16 protein-coding genes and 1 pseudogene are annotated in these 17,196 nt (G+C 71.0%); 6 read left to right on the plus strand and 11 right to left on the minus strand.

The annotated features are described in order from the left end of the window. Window positions 1–92 precede the first annotated feature (92 nt). Genes ACFWNV_RS01285 through ACFWNV_RS01330 form a run of 10 tightly spaced genes read right to left on the minus strand, consistent with a single transcriptional unit; the run spans window position 93 to window position 10,171 of the window. Window positions 93–635 carry a hypothetical protein gene (locus ACFWNV_RS01285; RefSeq protein WP_383938619.1) on the minus strand — a complete coding sequence of 181 codons (543 nt, stop codon included), beginning with the start codon at window positions 633–635 and terminating at the stop codon, window positions 93–95. Next, entirely contained in the window at window positions 632–1,927 is a 1,296-nt protein-coding gene (locus ACFWNV_RS01290) for an MCE family protein (protein WP_383938622.1), read from the minus strand. Before ACFWNV_RS01290 ends, ACFWNV_RS01285 begins: the two co-directional genes overlap by 4 nt. After that, on the minus strand, window positions 1,924–3,189 hold the full coding sequence (locus tag ACFWNV_RS01295; RefSeq protein ID WP_383938625.1) for an MCE family protein: 1,266 nt from the start codon (window positions 3,187–3,189) through the stop codon (window positions 1,924–1,926). The genes ACFWNV_RS01290 and ACFWNV_RS01295 overlap by 4 nt, the downstream gene beginning before the upstream one ends. Further along, entirely contained in the window at window positions 3,186–4,226 is a 1,041-nt protein-coding gene (locus tag ACFWNV_RS01300) for an MCE family protein (protein WP_383938628.1), read from the minus strand. The genes ACFWNV_RS01295 and ACFWNV_RS01300 overlap by 4 nt, the downstream gene beginning before the upstream one ends. Then, a complete protein-coding gene (locus tag ACFWNV_RS01305) occupies window positions 4,223–5,275 on the minus strand; it encodes an MCE family protein (RefSeq protein WP_383938631.1) in 1,053 nt (350 codons plus the stop codon). Before ACFWNV_RS01305 ends, ACFWNV_RS01300 begins: the two co-directional genes overlap by 4 nt. Next, the gene (locus ACFWNV_RS01310) at window positions 5,272–6,327 is read right to left on the minus strand and encodes an MCE family protein (protein WP_383938634.1); all 1,056 of its coding nucleotides are present in this window, start codon (window positions 6,325–6,327) and stop codon (window positions 5,272–5,274) included. Before ACFWNV_RS01310 ends, ACFWNV_RS01305 begins: the two co-directional genes overlap by 4 nt. Next, the gene (locus ACFWNV_RS01315; RefSeq protein WP_383938636.1) at window positions 6,324–7,577 is read right to left on the minus strand and encodes an MCE family protein; all 1,254 of its coding nucleotides are present in this window, start codon (window positions 7,575–7,577) and stop codon (window positions 6,324–6,326) included. Before ACFWNV_RS01315 ends, ACFWNV_RS01310 begins: the two co-directional genes overlap by 4 nt. Window position 7,578: 1 nt before the next feature. After that, complete coding sequence (locus ACFWNV_RS01320) at window positions 7,579–8,385, minus strand: MlaE family ABC transporter permease (RefSeq protein ID WP_383938639.1); 807 nt, start codon at window positions 8,383–8,385, stop codon at window positions 7,579–7,581. Between the two features lie 5 nt (window positions 8,386–8,390). Beyond that, a complete protein-coding gene (locus ACFWNV_RS01325) occupies window positions 8,391–9,155 on the minus strand; it encodes an MlaE family ABC transporter permease (RefSeq protein WP_383938642.1) in 765 nt (254 codons plus the stop codon). Next, on the minus strand, window positions 9,152–10,171 hold the full coding sequence (locus ACFWNV_RS01330; protein ID WP_383938645.1) for an ABC transporter ATP-binding protein: 1,020 nt from the start codon (window positions 10,169–10,171) through the stop codon (window positions 9,152–9,154). The genes ACFWNV_RS01325 and ACFWNV_RS01330 overlap by 4 nt, the downstream gene beginning before the upstream one ends. Window positions 10,172–10,814: 643 nt before the next feature. Here ACFWNV_RS01330 and ACFWNV_RS01335 point away from each other — a divergent pair. The 5 genes and pseudogenes from ACFWNV_RS01335 to ACFWNV_RS01355 form a co-directional block, all read left to right on the plus strand. Continuing rightward, on the plus strand, window positions 10,815–11,450 hold the full coding sequence (locus ACFWNV_RS01335; RefSeq protein WP_383938648.1) for a hypothetical protein: 636 nt from the start codon (window positions 10,815–10,817) through the stop codon (window positions 11,448–11,450). Between the two features lie 146 nt (window positions 11,451–11,596). Next, window positions 11,597–13,240, plus strand: coding sequence for a DUF6801 domain-containing protein (locus tag ACFWNV_RS01340; protein ID WP_383938651.1), 1,644 nt, complete (start codon window positions 11,597–11,599; stop codon window positions 13,238–13,240). 90 nt (window positions 13,241–13,330) lie between these two features. Beyond that, the gene (locus ACFWNV_RS01345; protein ID WP_383938654.1) at window positions 13,331–14,275 is read left to right on the plus strand and encodes a hypothetical protein; all 945 of its coding nucleotides are present in this window, start codon (window positions 13,331–13,333) and stop codon (window positions 14,273–14,275) included. 214 nt (window positions 14,276–14,489) lie between these two features. After that, a complete protein-coding gene (locus ACFWNV_RS01350; protein WP_383938657.1) occupies window positions 14,490–15,701 on the plus strand; it encodes a helix-turn-helix domain-containing protein in 1,212 nt (403 codons plus the stop codon). A gap of 27 nt (window positions 15,702–15,728) precedes the next feature. Next, a pseudogene (locus ACFWNV_RS01355) lies at window positions 15,729–15,950 on the plus strand (isochorismatase family protein); the annotation flags it as partial. A gap of 26 nt (window positions 15,951–15,976) precedes the next feature. Here the strand turns inward: ACFWNV_RS01355 and ACFWNV_RS01360 are convergent. Next, window positions 15,977–16,516, minus strand: a complete 540-nt coding sequence (locus ACFWNV_RS01360; protein WP_383938661.1) for a cupin domain-containing protein — start codon at window positions 16,514–16,516, stop codon at window positions 15,977–15,979. A gap of 130 nt (window positions 16,517–16,646) precedes the next feature. Here ACFWNV_RS01360 and trxA point away from each other — a divergent pair, with 130 nt between their 5' ends. Further along, window positions 16,647–16,973, plus strand: coding sequence for a thioredoxin (trxA, locus tag ACFWNV_RS01365; RefSeq protein ID WP_383938664.1), 327 nt, complete (start codon window positions 16,647–16,649; stop codon window positions 16,971–16,973). The last annotated feature ends 223 nt before the right edge of the window (window positions 16,974–17,196 follow it).

Below are 17,196 nucleotides of genomic sequence, written 5' to 3' on the forward strand. Positions count from 1 at the left end.
AGCAGCCCCTTCCGTCTCCGCCAGCCCCTCCGTCTCCGCCGGCCCCTCCGTCTCCGCGGGCCCCTTCCTCCCCTTGCGCCGCAGCAGCGTCGTCACTCCGCCTCGCTTCCCGCGCCGGCCGTGGCGGAAGCCGTGGCGCCCGCGCCCGCCACCGGTACGGCGCTCAGTGCCTTGACCTTCCAGGTGTCGTCGCCCGTACGCTCCAGGACGGCTTCGAGGCGTTTGCGGTCGCTCGTCGCCTTCGAGGCGCCCTGGGGCGTGACGTCGACGCGGACCGTCGCGATGAGCTTCGCGGTGCCCGCCCGGGCGTCCAGCGCGGTCACCGCCGCCTCGGTGACGGTGGCGTGGGCCGAGGCTCCCACCACGGGCGCGGTGGCGCCCAGTTCGGTGTGCAGGGGCCCGGTGGAGGCGTCGCGCCACGCCTCGATGCCGGCCTGCGCGTGCTCGCGCGTGGACGCGTCCAGGGTGTTGAGCACCGTGAGGTGATCGCGGCCCTGGGCGAGGACCTCGTCCCGCTCCCGGCCGAAGGCGAGGGCGTCGTCGGTGCGGGCCTGTGCGTAGGTCCAGGCACCGGTTCCGCAGAAGGCGAGCGCCACGGCCAGGGCCGCGCCCGCGAGGACGCGTGCCCGCCTCATCGGCCGCTCCCGGCGCCGAGGCCGAGCAGCCCGGCCAGGTCGGTGGGGCCGCCGGGCTGGCCCGGCAGGGCGAGTGCGCCGGGAAGGGCGAGGACGCCCGGCAGGGGCTGTACGGCCGGTGCGGTGGCGGGTCCGGCGCTGCCCGAGGGGAGGGAGCCGGGTCGGGCCGGGGTGGGGACGGGGCCGCCCTTGGGGGCGTTCGCGGAGCCGCGCACGTTCTTTCCGGACGAGGCCGGGCTGGTGCAGGAGGCGCCGGTGTTGAGGGCGGGTGCGGTGCCGAGGTCCAGGCCGTTGCGGTAGCGCGTGCCGCCGTATCCGGAGGTGCAGGGCAGGGGCTTGAAGAAGGTGACGGCCATGCCGAGGTTCATCCGTCCTCCGTCGACGGTGGTGGCGCCCGCGGAGACGGCCACGGGGAACTTCACGAGCAGTTCCTCCAGGCCGTGCTGCCGGGTGACGGCGATCTCCGAGGTGGTGAGCAGGTTGGCGAGGACCACGCCGAGGCTGGGGTCGAGGTCGCGCAGGAGGCCGCTGATCTGGGTGGCCGCGTCCGGGGTGACGGCGAGCAGGCGGCGGACATCGCTGTCGGAGCCCTTGAGGGTGACGGCGAGTTCGCGTGCGCCGGTGGCGAAGTCGCTGATGGCCTGGGCTTCCTCGGCCTGGGTGCGCAGGACGACCTCGCCGTCGTTGATGAGGCGGGTGGTCTCGGGCAGGGAGCGGTCGGCGGCCTGCACGAACGCGCTGCCGCTGTCGAGCAGGGCCTGGAGGTCGTCTCCGTGGCCCTCGAAGGCCTTGCCCAGCTCGTCGACGACCGTGCGCAGCGAGTCGAGCGGAACGGACCGGGTGAGGTCGTTCATGCTCGTCAGGAGGTCGGTGACGGGTGCGGGGACCTCGGTGTCGGCCTGGTCGATGCGGGTCCCCTCCCTGAGGTACGGGCCCTGGTCGCTGCGGGGCCGCAGGTCGATGTACTGCTCGCCGACGGCGGACAGTCCGGCGACGACGGCCTTGGCGTCGGCGGGGACGCGGGCGGCCGCCTTCTTGATGTGCAGCCGGGCCACGACCCCGTCGGCGGTGAGGTCGATGGCGCCTACGCGTCCTACGGAGACGCCCCGGTAGGTGACGTCCGAGTGGGGGAACAGGCCGCCGGTCCGGGAGAGGTGGACGTCGACGGTGTAGTAGTCGGCGACGCCGATGTAGCGGCCGAGGTCGGCGTAGCGGATGCCGAGGAGACCGAGGACGAGGACGGAGATGACGAGGAACGCGAGGTTCTTCAGCCGTACGGCGAGGGTGATCACCGGGTCTTCCCTCCGTCCTGTGCTCCGTCGGTGGCGCTCCGCCCGCTCGGGGGCGAGGACGCTCCCGGCGGTTCGAAGCTCTGGACGGGCGGCAGCGGCAGCGGTGAGGGCGGGTTCGCGGATCCGCGGCCGGACGCGCCTCCGCGGGCGGCGGCGCCCGGGTCGGTGGGAGGGGTGGGCGTGGGCGTCGGGTCGGGCGTGGCCTGGGGGACGAGCTGCGGGATGACCTGCGTGCCCGGTTCGGCGGCGATGTACAGGTAGGTGTTGAGGTAGTCGCCCTTGATGCCCCGCATCACCTCGTCGGTGAAGGGGTACGTCAGCAGCGCCTGGAGCGAGTCGGGCAGGTCGGCGCCGGCGTCGGCGAGTGCCTTCAGGGTCGGCGCCAGGGCCTTGAGATCGGCGACCATGTCGTCCTTGCCGGCGTTGATGGTGGAGACGGCGACGCCGGACAGGGTGTCGAGGGCGCGCAGCATGGTCAGGAGCGAACCCCGTTGGTTCTCCAGGGTCTTGAGGCCGGGTGAGAGGCCGGTGATGACCTTCCCCACGTCCTCCTTGCGCCCGGCCAGGGTGGCGGAGAGCCGGTTGACCCCGTCGAGGGCCTGGGTGATGTCGTCCCGGTGCGCGTCGAGGTCGGTGACCAGGGTGTTGACCCGCTCCAGCATGGAGCGGACCTCGGGCTCGCGTCCGCCCAGGGCGGCGTTCAGCTCCTTGGTGATGGTCTTCAGCTGGTTGACCCCGCCGCCGTTGAGCAGCAGGGACAGGGCGCCGAAGACTTCCTCGACCTCGGTGTTGCGGCTGGTGCGGGCGAGCGGGATCGTGCTGCCGTTGGCGAGGCGTGCACCGCCCGTGTCCTTGGCGGGGGCGGTGAGCTCGATGAACTTCTCACCGAGCAGGCTGGACTGCTGGAGGCGGGCGCCCGCGTCGGCGGGCAGCCGGATGTCTCCGTTGATCTTCATGGTGACGCGCGCCGTCCAGTCTCCGGTCCCGAGGCGGATCTCGGTGACGCGGCCGACGGCCACGTCGTTGACCTTCACGGCGGACTGCGGGACGAGGCTGAGGACGTCGGCGAGTTCGGCGGTGACCGTGTACGGGTGGGAGCCGAGATCGGCCCCGCCGGGCAGCGGCAGGTCCTCGATGCCGTCGAAGCGGGGCAGGTCCGCGGGGAGCATGGTCACGGTGAGGACCACGGCCGCGCCCAGGGCGACGATCCCGGCGATGCCCGCCCCGGCGGCCTTGCCGGTGAGGGGTCCGCGGCGCTTCACCGGTCCCCCTTCCCACTGGCGGTCGAGGAGCCGCCGGCCGAGGCGCCGCCGGTCACGGGCAGCGGGAGCAGCGGTCCACCCATGCTGATCTCGTTGAGGTTGGCCCGGCCGTCGAGGGTGCGGGTGTCCTTGTTGTACGCGCCCACCACGTTGGCCGCCGCGAGCGGGGCCACGTCGAGGGCTTCGGCGAGGGAGGCCCGCTGGTCGACGAGGGCCTGGGTGAGGGGGACCAGCCGGTCGACGTTCTGCTTCAGCTCGCCCCGGTTGTTCTGGATGAAGGTCTTGACCTGGGCGAGGGCCTTGCCGAGTTCGGTGAGGGCGCCCGCGAGGTCGTCCTTGTTGTCGGCGAAGAAGGTCACCACGTCGTCGAGGCGTTCCTGGGCGGTGCGGACGTCGCCGTCCTTGTTCTTGAGCATGGTCGTGAACGTCTGGAGCTGGCCGAGCGTGGCGAACAGGTCGTCGCTGCTGCCGTCGAGGGTCTTGGCCGCCTTGCCGAACTCCTGGATGGACGTGCCGATCGCGTCACCGTTGCCGCCCAGGTTCTTCGCGCCGGTGTCGATCAGCCCGGACAGGGCTCCGCCCGCGTTGGCGCCGTCGGGGCCGAGGGCCTGTGCGAGGTCGGTGATCGAGGCGTACAGCTGGTCGATCTCGACGGGGGTCCGGTTGCGGGAGGCGGCGAGCCGCGCTCCGCTCGCAAGGGCGGGGCCCGAGGCGTAGGCCGGCGTGAGCTGGACGTACCGGTCCGCGACGATGCTGGGGGCGACGATGACGGCCCGGGCGTCGGCCGCGACGCGTACGCCGTCGTCGATGTGGAGCCGGACCCGTACCCGGGTGCCTTCGGGCTCCACGGATTCGACCTCGCCGACGCGCACTCCGAGGATCCGCAGGTCCGAGCCGGCGTAGATGCCGACGGCGCGGTCGAAATAGGCGGTGACGCGGGTGCCGTCGGAGCCGAGGGCGCGTACGGCGACGAGGCCGCAGGCCGCGAGCACCACCATGGCGAGCCCGATGACGAGGGGCTTTCTGAGTTCGGTCATCGGGCACCGCTTTCCTTCGCCGCCGCCGGCGTCTGCTGCGGCGGCTGGCATCCGGTCTTGGGCTGTGACGCCTCGGGCAGGTAGTTGCGGGGGACGACCCCGCACAGGTAGCTGTCGAACCAGTGGCCGCTGCCCAGGGTGTTGCCGACGAGCCGGTAGTACGGGCCGACGAGGGCGAGGGTCTTGTCGAGCTGGCCGCTGTTCTTCTCCAGGACCTCAGTGACGCGGCTGAGGGCCTTGAGGGTGGGGCCGAGCTGGCGGTCGTTGTCGGTGACGATGCCGCTGAGCTGCGTGCCCAGCTCCCGGCTGCCCTTGAGCAGGGCTCGAATGGCGTCGCGCCGGTCCTTCAACTCGCCGAGCAGGGAACCGCCGTCCTCGATGAGGGTCTCGAAGCTGGACTTCTTGCCTTCCAGGGTCTTGGTGAACGTCCGGCTGCCCTGGAGCAGTTGGGACAGCTGGGCGTCACGGCTGGAGACGGACTTGGAGAGTTCGGACAGGCCGGTGGCCGCGCTGCGCACGTCCGGCGGCGAGTCCTTGAAGGTCTCGGAGATCGTCTCGAAGCTTTCGGCGAGCTTCTTCGTGTCGATGGCGTCGACGGTGCCGCTCAGGTCCTGGAACGCCTGGGTCACGTCGTACGGGGACGTGGTGCGCGCCAACGGGATGCGGCTGCCGGGGTCCTGACGTCCGGCGCCCAGCGGGTCGAGGGCCAGGTACTTCTCGCCGAGCAGGGTCTTGATGGCGATGGCGGCGGTGGAGCGGTCGCCGACCCAGGCGTCGCCGACCCCGAAGGTCACCTTCACCTTGGGCCCGTCGAGGGCGACGCCGGTGACCGAGCCGACCTTCACGCCGGCGATGCGCACCTCGTCGCCGGTGGCGAGTCCGGCGGCCTCGGTGAAGTCGGCGCTGTAGGTCGTGCCCGCGCCGGAGAACGGCAGGCGGTCCACGTTGTAGGCGAGGACGGCCATGACGGCGAGCACGACGAGTCCGACGACGGCCACCGCGACGGGGTTGCGGTCCTTGGCGGGGGTGAACCTGGGCGGGCGGCTCATCCGCGGCACCTCGATTCGGTGACGATGATGCCGGTCGGCGGCTTGGAGCCGTCGGAGGTGCTCACACCGCTCACGCGGGCCTCGCAGAGGTAGAGGTTGAACCAGGACCCGTACGAGGAAAGCCGGGCCAGGGCGGCCATCTTGGCCGGGGTCCGGTTGAGGAAGTCCTCGATCTGCGGCGTGTGGTCGCCAAGGGTGTTCGAGAGGCGGCCCAGTTCGCCGATGCTCTGCTTGAGGGGGGCCCGCCCGTCCTGGAGGAGTCCCGCGGTCACGGTGGTGAGGTCGCCCATCGCCTGGACGGCTTCGCCGAGCGGTTTGCGGTCGTCGTTGAAGCCCGTGACGAGCTTCTGGAGGGTGACGACGAGGTCGCCGAAGGCGGCCTCGCGGGTGTTGAGCGTGTCCAGGACGGTGTTGAGGTTGGTGACGACCTGGCCGATCACCTGGTCCTTGGCGGCCACGGTGTGTGTGAGCGAGCCGATGTGCCGCAGGAGGCTGTCGACGGTGCCGCCCTCGCCCTGGAGGACCTGGACGAGCGACCCGGCGAGGTCGTTGACGTCACTCGGCGACAGGCCCTCGAAGAGCGGCTTGAACCCGTTGAACAGGAGCGTCATGTCGAGCGCGGGCTTCGTGCGGTCCAGCGGGATGGTGGAGCCGGGCGGCAGCGCGGAGCCCACGTCGCCGCTGCCGCGGTCGAGGGCGACGTAGCGCTGCCCGACCATGTTGAGGTACTTCACCGCGGCGGTCACCGAGACGGGGAGGGTGCGGTCGTCGCGGATGCGGAAGGTGACCTGGGCGGTGCGCCGGTCGACGACGCGGACGTCCGTCACCTCCCCGACCTTCACTCCGGAGATCCGTACGCTGTCGCCGTCGATGAGCCCGGTGACGTCGGTGAACAGCGCCTTGTACGAGCGGGTACCCGAGTCCACGCCGGTGTTGGCGATGCTGAGCGCGAGCACGGTCGTGGCGAGGGCGGTGACCAGGACGAAGATCAGGGACTTGACCAGCGGGCCGGTCAGGGGGCGTCGTCGGGTGTGGGCGAGATCGTCCCTCACTTGAGGACCACCTCCGCTCCGCGGTACGCGGGTCCGGCCAGCAGGCCGCTCCAGTCGGGCAGGTCGCCGGGCGCCTTGCCTGCGGCGGGCGCGAGGAGTTCGTTCAGGAGGTCGTTCTCCTGCGCGGAGTTGGCGGGCCCGAGGTTCTGCTCGGCCGCCGCCGTGGCCCGCGCGGCGGGTGCCACCGGGACACCGAGGTAGGGCACGGGGTAGCAGTGCGGACCGCCGCCCGAGGTGTACGCGGGGGTGTCGCGGCCGGGTGCGTAGGCCCCGCGCGAGGGCACGGTGACCACGTTGACGTGCAGTCCGGGCTGGTCGGTGCCCTTGCCGAGGGCCTTGTCCATGGCCGGCACGAACTCGGCGAGGGTGCGCAGGGTGCAGGGGAACGACGAGGAGTACTCGGAGAGCAGCTCCAGGGTCGGCCTTCCGGTGGCGGCGAGCCGGATGATGTTGTCCTTGTTCTGGCGCAGGAAGCTGGTGATGTCCTGGGCGGTGCGGGTGGTGGCCCCGAAGGTGCCGGCCAGCTCGCTCTCCTTCTCGGCGAGGGTGCCGCTGGTGGTGGTGAAGTCGGTGAGGGCCGTGACGATGTCCGGGGCCGCGTCCGCGTACACGTTGCTGACCTTCACGAGTTCCCGGAGGTCCCGGTTGAGCGCGGGCAGTTCGGGGTTGAACTTCGCCAGGTGCGCGTCCAGTTGGGTGAGGGTGTCGCCGAGCTTGTCGCCGCGTCCTTCGAGCGCCCGGGAGACGGCGGACAGGGTGGCGGAGAGCTTTTGCGGCTGGACGGCGGAGAGCATGGGGAGCACGTTGTCCAGGACCTGCTGGAGTTCCACGGCGTTGCTGGAGCGGTCCTCGGGGATGACGGCGCCGGCGCCGATCGGCTCCGGCGAGGGCGACGCCGGCGGTACGAGGGCCACGAACCGTTCGCCGAACAGGGTCGTCGGCAGCATCTGGGCGCGTACGTCGGCGGGGACGCGGTGGAGGGTGTCGGGATCCATGGCGAGGGTGAGCCGGGCTCCCGTGTCGGTGGCGGCGATGGAGCGGACCTCGCCGATGACGACGCCGCGCATCTTCACCTCGGCGCCCGGGTGCATCTCGTTGCCGACGCTGCTCGTCTCGATGGTGATCGGGGCGCTGTCGGTGAACTGCTTGTCGTAGACGGCGATCGCCAGCCAGACCAGGAGGGCGGGGACGAGCAGGAAGACGAGGCCGGCGGACCGCAGGCGCAGGGTCGTGGCGCGTGGGCTGCTCATCTCACCCCGCCACCTTCACGGTCGTGGTGGCGCCCCACAGGGCCAGCGACAGGAAGAAGTCCGTGACGCTGATGAGCACGATCGCGTTGCGCACGGACCGGCCCACCGCGACGCCGACCCCGGCGGGGCCGCCGGAGGCCCGGAACCCGTAGTAGCAGTGGGCGAGGATCACCATGACGCTGAAGATCAGCACCTTGAGGACCGACAGCAGGACGTCCGTCGGGGAGAGGAACAGGTTGAAGTAGTGGTCGTACGTTCCCTGGGACTGGCCGTTGAACAGGACGGTCACGTAACGGGAGGCGAGGTACGAGGAGAGGAGGCCGATCGCGTAGAGCGGGATGATCGCCGCGACGCCCGCGATGATGCGGGTGGTGACCAGGTACGGGATGGAGCGGATGCCCATGCCTTCGAGGGCGTCGACCTCCTCGTTGATCCGCATCGCGCCGAGCTGGGCGGTGAAGCCCGCGCCGACGGTCGCGGAGAGGGCGAGCCCGGCGACCAGGGGAGCGATCTCGCGGGTGTTGAAGTACGCGGAGACGAACCCGGTGAACGCGGCGGTGCCGATCTGGTCGAGGGCCGCGTACCCCTGGAGCCCGACGACGGTGCCGGTGAACAGGGTCATCGCGATCATCACACCGATGGTGCCGCCGATGACTCCGAGCCCGCCGGAGCCGAAGGCCACCTCGGCGAGCAGCCGTTGGACCTCCTTGAGGTAGCGGCGCAGGGTGCGCGGGATCCAGGCCAGCGCCTTGACGTAGAACAGGAGCTGGTCACCGGACCGGTCGAGCCAGACGAACGGGGAGGCCATCGGCCTCAGCCTCCCTTCGGCGGGACGATTTGCAGGTAGATGCCCGTCAGCACCATGTTCACGAAGAACAGCAGCATGAAGGTGATGACGACGGACTGGTTGACGGCGTCGCCGACCCCCTTGGGGCCGCCGCGCGGGTTGAGGCCGCGGTAGGCGGCGACGATGCCCGCGATGAACCCGAAGATCAGGGCCTTGAGTTCACTGATGTACAGGTCGGGCAGCTGGGCGAGCGCGGAGAAGCTGGACAGGTAGGCGCCCGGGGTGCCGCCCTGGAGGATGACGTTGAAGAAGTAGCCGCCGAGCGTTCCGACCACGGAGACCAGGCCGTTGAGGAGCACGGCCACGCCCATCGTCGCCAGCACCCGCGGCACGACCAGGCGTTGGACCGGGGAGACTCCCATGACCTCCATCGCGTCGAGCTCCTCGCGGATCTTGCGGGAGCCGAGGTCGGCGCAGATCGCGGAGCCGCCCGCGCCGGCGATGAGCAGGGCGACGATGAGCGGGCTCGCCTGCTGGATGACGGCGAGGACGCTGGCGCCTCCGGTGAACGACTGGGCGCCCAACTGCTGGGTGAGCGAGCCGACCTGGAGGGCGATCACCGCGCCGAACGGGATGGAGACGAGCGCGGCCGGCAGGATCGTGATGCTGGCGATGAACCAGAACTGTTCGACGAACTCCCGGAACTGGAAGGGCCGTCGGAAGATGGAACGGCCCACCTCCGCCGCGAGGGCGAAGAGCCGTCCGGTCTGCCGCAGCGCACCGGTGATCACGAGCCGCTCCCGGTGGCCGGAAGCCGCAGGGTCGGCGCCTGCGCCCCGCGGGCGTAGGTGTCCTCGATGGCGGCGCGGGCGGCGGGCGGCAGCGTGTCGAGCATGGCGAGGACGCGCTCGCGGCGCCTGAGGACGGCCTGGCGCGGCGGGAGTCCGGGCGAGGGCTCCAGTTGCGGGACGATGACCCGGGGTGCGGCGGGTACGGCGCCGGGCACGGCGGCGAGGTTGGCCTCCGCGGCGAGGGTGGCCTCGTCCTTCTCCTCGGACATCCCGATGGGTCCTTCGCGCCGCCCCGCGAGGAACTGCGCAACGACCGGCTCTTCGCTGGTGAGCAGCAGTTCGCGGGGGCCGAAGGTGACGAGGTTGCGCCGGAAGAGCATCCCCATGTTGTCGGGGACGGTCGCGGCGATGTCGAGGTTGTGGGTGACGATGAGCATCGTCGCGTCGATCTGCGCGTTGAGGTCGATCAGCAGCTGCGAGAGGTTGGCGGTGCGGACGGGGTCGAGCCCGGAGTCCGGCTCGTCGCACAGCACGATCTGCGGATCGAGCACGAGTGCGCGGGCCAGTCCCGCCCGCTTGCGCATGCCGCCGCTGATCTCGCCGGGGAGCTTGCCCTCCGAGCCGAGGAGCCCGACGACGTCGATGCGCTCCATGACGATCCGGCGGATCTCCGACTCCTTCTTCCGCGTGTGCTCGCGCAGGGGGAAGGCGATGTTGTCGAAGAGGGACATGGACCCGAAGAGGGCGCCGTCCTGGAACATGAGACCGAAGAGTTTGCGGGCCTCGTAGATATCGCGCTCGGGACTGTTCACCATATCGACGCCGGCCACGAGGACGCGTCCCCGTTCCGGTTTCAGCAGGCCGATGAGCGATTTGAGGAAGACGGTCTTCCCCGTTCCGGAAGGGCCGAGCATGACGCTCACTTCCCCTGCGGGCAACGTCAGGGTCACGTCCTGCCAGATGTTCTGCTTGCCGAAGGACATGGTCAGGCCTTCAACAGCCACTTCGATTCCCACTTCACCTCCAGCAGTCGCGTGCCACGTGTGCGTCGCGGGCCGCACGTTAGGTCGTTCGCGATCACCGGACAATAGGTGTGACACCAATTCGGCCCGGCGCCGATGAACTTGTCACCGCGTGGACAAATTCGGGTGCGCCACTTGTCTCCCCCGTCAGGAGTCCCGTGGTCAGGGGCCACCGGACCAGGGATCGGGCGTCGCACTCGGAACGCTACGGTCGAGTAACATCCGACGGCAATAAGCGGGTGACGAGTTTTTCGCGGGACGCCCCGCGCCCCGCGCTCCTTGTCACGCGGATTACACATGCGCGCCGCCGCTTGTCACCACGGAGAGCACTCCGCGCTTCCCGTCGAGATGCATACGCCCGGCACGGGGGAAAAACGGGCCGGAGCAGCGTCCGGACGACCGGAATTATCGATTTTGCGCACCCGGCGGCTAATGCGCTGCCGAGGACCGCTCACCCCGTGAACAGTTAATGCGGGCTCTTCAAAGAATCTTGAACTACGCCATTGTTCAGCCAAGTTTCCCGCAAGTAACGTCAGCGTCGCGGCCGAGGAACACCGAGCCGCGGGCCGTCTCTGTCTCCCCCACCGCACAGCGGCGGCCCACCTCTGCCGGTCAATCCCCAAGGAGTCCCACAGCCATGAAGAAGACCATCAGAAACCTCGCCGTCGTCACCGGCGCCGCTGCCGCCGCACTCGCCCTGACCGCGGGCCCGGCATCGGCCGTGCCGTCCACCACCTGGACCGTCAACCCGTCCCCCGCGGCCTTCACGGCGACGAACAGCGGGAACATCGTCCTCAGCGTCAACGGCATCGCCATGACCTGTACGACCTCCGGCGGGTCCGGCACCATGGCCAGCGCGACCGGCAACCCGGCCACCGTCGCCTCGATCAGCGCCATCACCTTCGGCGCCACCGGCTCGCCCTGCACCAGCGTCCTGGGCAACGTGACCACCGTCGCCACCACCCCGTGGACCGTGGTGGCACAGGACTACACCGCCGCGACCGGCGTCACCAAGGGCTACATCGGCAACGTCGACGCCAAGGTCACCGTCGGTGCCTGCGTCTTCCGCGTGACGGGCAAGGCGTCCGGCACGTACACCAACTCGACGGGCAAGCTCGCGGTCGCCAGCACCACCGGCGAACTCAACGTCGTCTCCTCGACCAACTGCGGCAGCGCCGTGCCGGTCGGCGCCAAGCCGATCTTCAAGGGCGCCTACCTGGTCAAGAAGACCGGCACCGCGGTCATCCCCACCATCGTCGGCACCAACCCGTAAGGCGTGCGGGAGTGCCCCGGCACTCCTGCGGGTCCGTACGCCCGACCGGCAGGACCGGCCGGGCGTTCGCCGACCCACGCCGACCAGGCACGCCGACCGGCCCCGCCGGCCGTCGTGCCCCGGACGATCCCCGAGCGGAGCAAGTGATGAGAGGCCACCGTCCCGCCCTGCGGACGCCCCGCGTGCGCGCACGCGGTGCGGCGATCGCCGCCTTCGTGGCGCTCGCCCCCCTGATCTCCTCGGCTGCCGCCGCGGTGGGGACGCAGGTGGTCAGCGCGAAGCTGCCCTACGACTGCGCGCTGCCCTCGGGGCAGCAACGCGTCGCGGTACGGGTCCAGGCCACCTTCCCCGGCCGGGCCACCACCGGTGAGGCGATCCGCCCCACCGCGGTCTCCACGACGGTCGAGCTCCCGGCCCCGGCCGTCGCCGACCTCGCGGCCCTCAAGGCCACCACGGTGGTGCCCGAGACCAGGCTGTCCCTCGACGTCGCCCAGCACGGGGCGAAGGCTCAGGCCCTCTGGCGGGGCACCGGCGCCGCCCCGCCCGTCGCCGTACCCGCCAAGGGCCCGTTGACCCTCACCACCACCGGCGACGCCCCGACCCTGACGGCCGCCGCCGACGGGGACCTCACCGTCACGGCCACGGACCTCGGCATCGACCTCGCCCTCGCCGCGGCCGGCGGCGCACCCACCGCTCCCGCTTCCCTCTCCCTGGACTGCACCCTCGCGAAGGACGCGGCCGGCCACGGCCTGCTGGCCACCGTGCCGGTCGGCCCGGCCACCTCCACCCCGGCCCCGGGCCGCTCGCCCTCCCCGTCGGGCCCCACGGCCCCGGCGTCCGGGCGGCCGACGGCCCCCGCGTCCCCGACGGACTCCGTGTCCCCGGCGGGACCCGGCACCCCGAAGGGGCCGACGAGGCCGGGGGCTCCCGCGCAGGAGGCGGGCGGAGGCAAGGACAAGGACAAGGCGCCGAAGGTCGGCGAGTCCCGCACCGGCTCATCGGCCGCCAGGCCGCCGGCGCCCACCTGCCTCAAGCAGAACCCGACCAGCAAATCGCTCACCGCGTACATCACGGGCTACTCGAACGTCCGCAAACTGGGCGGCGCCTCCCTGATCCCGGTGTCGTGCGTGCAGATCGAGCAGGGCGACCCGCAGATCGCCTTCCCGCCCGACGGCAACATCCACATGCTCCAGAAGTCCGAGGCCTACCTCGATTACCAGGGACGCAAGCAGACCCCGCCCTTCAAGTCCACCTTCCTGACCTTCGGTTTCACCCCGACGACGGCAACCATGGTCCTGGAGCAGGCCGGGCCCATGACCGTCGCCTCGGATGTGCTGCTCGTCCTCCCCGACAACATCGCGGAGACGTACGTACGCGCCCCGCTGGTCCTGCGCGTCCTGGACGTCGAGGTCAACGGCACGCGCCTGGACGTCGGTCCGTCCTGTCGCACGCAGACCCCGCTCAGCTCCCCCGAGCCCGATCCGGCCACGTACCCGGGCCCGCACCTGGTGATGCTCGGGAAGGGCCAGCTCATCAACGGCTCGGACGCCACCGGATACCTCCTGACCTCCGGCGGCCCGCTGACCGGCGAGGTGACCATCCCCGCCTTCACGGGTTGCGGCGCGGGTGGCGAGGATCTGGACCGGCTGCTGACCGCGTCCATCTCGGGCCCCGGCAACTACGTCAAGCAGATCCAGGGCCAGACGTGTGCGGTGGCCGTCGAGCTCCCGACCGAGGGCCAGTGCACCGAGGACCACCAGCCGTTCGTGGTCCCCGTACCGGAGCGCTGACCCGAACCCCCGTACCCCGTACCCCCGTACCCCCGTACCCCCGAATTCCGCACCTGACCTGACCGTTCCCCGTCACCGAAAGGCACCTCCATGCCACTCGCCTCCGCACGCACCCGGCTCGCCACCCTCTCGGCGCTGACCGCGTTCGGCGCGTTCGCCTCCCTCGGTACGGCGACCGCCGCCACGCCGGCGCTCAACGGGGGATGGGGTCCGTTCACCCGCTGCCCCGTCGACTCGCCGACGATGCTCGGGGCGGACGGTCTGGACAAGGCCCCCCAGTGCGTCGTCTCGTACTCCACCAGCGGGTCCATCAAACTCGGCAAGACGACGGTCCTCACCGGCAACAGCAACCTCCAGATGGGCGTCATCCAGAACGCCGACGGCACCAGCATCGTCGTCGCGCCCGCTTCCGGGTCGATCATCGCCGACTCCGCGACGGTGCCCGGCGGCCTCCTGGGGCTGATGTGTCCGAGCAACATCCCGGGCATCACGGCCATCTGCCAGCAGCTCGCGGACGGCAAGCTCAACAAGATCACCGCGACCCTGGAGTCGGTGGGCACCCCCTCGAACTTCGACCAGATAGCGGGCGTCGTCACCGACCAGACGATCGTCAACATCCCCGTCCGCATCCACCTGGAGAACCCGTTCCTGGGCAGCAACTGCTACATCGGCACCAAGGCCAACCCGATCGTCCTGCAGCCGAAGAACCTCAACTACCCGGAATTCGGGGTGGACCGGTTCAACGGTGACGGCAGCGCGAACGAGGAGGGCGAGATGAGCCGCCTCAACCTCCTCGGCTCCACCCAGTACGACACGTCCTTCGCGGTCCCCGGCGCGAGCGGCTGCGGCCTGGGGATCTTCGGCCTGATCGACGCGGCGGTCAACCTCAAGACCGGTCTGCCGTCGGCGGCCGGCAAGAACAGCCTGACCCTGAACAACACCCAGACCTACCTGGGCGGGCTCTACGCCCCGGGCACGGTGGCCCCCGACGCGGGCAAGCAGCTCTCCCGCAACTGGCACTCCGCGGTCAAGTAACCGCCATCGAGGGCTGATTCCCGGCCGATCTGGCCGACCCCGCCTCTTCCTGCGGCGCCGCTCGTGTTCATGTGGTGTACAGCTCAGCCAAGTTGATTTAGCGTCAGCACCACAAACAGGTATGGACCTGACAGGCCGCGCCCATGCCCTCCAGTCGGTCCGGGTGCTGCCACGCCGCTCCCCATCGGGCGCGCAGGAGAGCAAGGGACCGGTCATGCCCTCAATCGCACAGACGCCGGACATCGGTGAACCGCTCGATCCGCTCCCCAAAGAGTTCGCAGCCCTGATGAGGCCCGAGGTCCCGGGCCTCATCAAGGAGATCAGAGTCGAAGTCCAGCGCGCCTACCCGGTGTACACCCGGCTCCTCAACGGCCCCAACGCGGACGCCATCCGCCAGGGCGTGGAACAGGCGCTGGGCACGTTCGTGGACCGCGTCGCCGACCCCGGCGCGAGCTCGGTCCTGCGCGACGAACTCCTGCGCAAGTTCGGCCGGGTGGAGGCCTACGAGGGCCGCGACCTCGACACCCTCCAGGGGGCCTACCGGCTCGGCGCGCGCATCGCGCTCCGCCGGGCCAAGACCCTCGGCCGCCGGTACAAACTGTCCCCCTCCCTCATCCTCGCCTTCGCGGACGCGCTCTTCGCGTACGTCGACGAACTGGAGGCCCTCGCGCGCGAGGGGTACGCGGAGGTACGGGCGCGTGCGGCCTCCGAGGTGTCCGCGTTACGCAGGCAACTGCTCCACCTCATCCTCGTCGGCTCGCCCCTCCCGCAGGCGACCATCGCCGAGCTGTGCGAGCAGGCGGCGTGGGAACTCCCCGAGCAGTGCACCCTGGTGGCCTTACGGGCTCCGGCCCCCGACCACATACGGACCTGCCTCGACCGCGACGTCCTCGCCGACCTCGGCATCCCGCAGCCGCACCTGCTGATCCCCGGCCCCCTCACCCCCGAACGCATGGCGATGCTCGAATCCGCCCTGGAGGGCGCCTCGGCCGTCATCGGCCTGACCGTGCCGCCGCCGCAGGCCGCCGACTCCATCCGGTGGGCCAGGAGGGTGCTGCAGCTCATCGACGACGGGATCGTGCCCAACCGGCCGGTCGTGCGCTGCGAGGACCATCTGACAACGTTGTGGCTCCTGTCCGACCCCGCGCTCGTCACCCACATCGCCGCCCGCGAACTGGCCCCGCTCAGCGGGCTCACCGGCTCCCGGCGCGGGCGCCTGGTCGAGACGCTGCGCGTCCACATCTCCACGCGCGCCCCCGCCGACCAGGTCGGCGAGGTGCTCGGCGTCCACGCGCAGACCGTCCGCTACCGCCTGCGCAACCTGGACGCCCACCTGGGCGACCGCATCACGGACCCGGACCACCGCTTCACCCTGGAGGCGGCCCTGCGCTCACTCCACCTCCAGGGCAACGACTACGCGGAATAGCCCGGCGCCGCGGGCCGCCCCCGGCCGATGCGCTCCCTCGGCCGGGACCAGCTGGTGATCACCGGGGTGTACGCGCACATCGGCGTCATGATGACGGCCTGCGACGCGTGGATGAGCGACGTCCAGGCGTTCGCGGTCGCCGACGCCGTCGCCGACTTCTCCGCGCGGGAGCACCGGATGGCGCTGGAGTGGGCCGCCGGCCGCTGCGCGTCCGTCACCAAGGCCGACGCGGTGGCCGCCGCCTGGTGAGCCGCGCGGAGCGACCGGCTCGCGCGTCAGGAGGACTGCCGGGTGTAGGAGCCCGGCGTCTCCCCGAAGTAGCGGCGCAGGCTGGTCGAGCCGGTGTAGAAGCCCTGGGCCCATTCGGTCGCGGTGCGTGTGTCGTGGGGGCGGCGGGTCAGTTCACCCGCCACGGCCGCGGCGGCCCTGCTGACGGGCCGGGGCAACGGCAGCGAGTCCGGGTGGCCGCCACTGAGCACCGCGAAGACGGCCGGGGCCTCCTGCGCGGGGTCCGAGCAGCGCATCCGGGCGAGCAGCAGGGTGCGCTGGGGGCCGGTGACGTTGATGACCGCCGGACCGGGGTGGGGCAGGTGGTGCGCTCCGGCGTCGAAGGACTCGGCGACGACCAGCGAGTCGGGGTCGAAGCGGGCACCGTGCCACACCCCGGCCGGTATCCACAGGGCGACGGAGGGGTCGAGCCGGTGGTCGACCCCTTCGATGGTCACCACGATCCGCCCCACCGGCACGTAGAGGAACTGATGGAAAACGTGGACGTGCCGGGGATGGCCACCGGCGGCGATGAAGTCATCGTCCACGGTGGCGGCCCCGGCCCGGGCCCCCGCCGACCCGCTCGCCGGTCAGCCGCGGGCGAAGTCATGGACCATACTTACCGCCAGGCCCTCACCGCGGCCGGCACCGGCTGCTCACACGGGAGGAGGCCGCACCGTGGCCCTCAGGAACGTCACCGACAAGTCCTTCCTCAAGGACGTCCTGCAGAGCGACAAGCCGGTGCTCGTCGACTTCTGGGCCCCTTGGTGCGGCCCCTGCCGCAAGCTCGCCCCGTCGCTGGAAGCCATCGCCGCCGAGCACGGCGGCAAAATCAAGATCGTGAAGCTGAACATCGACGAGAACCCGGAGACGGCCGCCGCCTACGGGGTCATGTCCATCCCGACGATGAACGTCTTCGTCGGCGGCCGGGTCGCCAAGACCATCGTCGGCGCCAAGCCCAAGGCAGCCCTCCAGCGCGAGCTGCGCGAGTTCATCTCCCGCTGACCCGGCTCCTGGCCCGTCAGCCATCGCGAACTGCAGAACCATGAGCACGGGGGCCGCTTCGGCACGGGCCCGGGCAAAAGCCGACCCCAGCTGGTCCCACCCGGGCCACACCGACCACCCGAAGCGAGCCTTCGGGATCGGGAGCTGCGCCCCAGGGATCGGAGGACCCTCGTAGCCCTTCACTTCGCCGTACCCGGGAACCTTCCCTCCAGTCCTTGCGTGC

Source organism: Streptomyces sp. NPDC058401 (assembly GCF_042722885.1).
Classification (GTDB): domain Bacteria; phylum Actinomycetota; class Actinomycetes; order Streptomycetales; family Streptomycetaceae; genus Streptomyces.

What these genes read in the sequence shown, in the direction of transcription:
- ACFWNV_RS01305 (WP_383938631.1), bottom strand. Translation starts at nt 5,275, where the DNA reads ATGAGCCGCCCGCCCAGGTTCACCCCCGCCAAGGACCGCAACCCCGTC.
- ACFWNV_RS01285 (WP_383938619.1), bottom strand. Translation starts at nt 635, where the DNA reads ATGAGGCGGGCACGCGTCCTCGCGGGCGCGGCCCTGGCCGTGGCGCTC.
- ACFWNV_RS01335 (WP_383938648.1), top strand. Translation starts at nt 10,815, where the DNA reads ATGAAGAAGACCATCAGAAACCTCGCCGTCGTCACCGGCGCCGCTGCC.
- ACFWNV_RS01345 (WP_383938654.1), top strand. Translation starts at nt 13,331, where the DNA reads ATGCCACTCGCCTCCGCACGCACCCGGCTCGCCACCCTCTCGGCGCTG.
- ACFWNV_RS01300 (WP_383938628.1), bottom strand. Translation starts at nt 4,226, where the DNA reads ATGACCGAACTCAGAAAGCCCCTCGTCATCGGGCTCGCCATGGTGGTG.
- ACFWNV_RS01315 (WP_383938636.1), bottom strand. Translation starts at nt 7,577, where the DNA reads ATGAGCAGCCCACGCGCCACGACCCTGCGCCTGCGGTCCGCCGGCCTC.
- ACFWNV_RS01350 (WP_383938657.1), top strand. Translation starts at nt 14,490, where the DNA reads ATGCCCTCAATCGCACAGACGCCGGACATCGGTGAACCGCTCGATCCG.
- ACFWNV_RS01340 (WP_383938651.1), top strand. Translation starts at nt 11,597, where the DNA reads ATGAGAGGCCACCGTCCCGCCCTGCGGACGCCCCGCGTGCGCGCACGC.
- ACFWNV_RS01320 (WP_383938639.1), bottom strand. Translation starts at nt 8,385, where the DNA reads ATGGCCTCCCCGTTCGTCTGGCTCGACCGGTCCGGTGACCAGCTCCTG.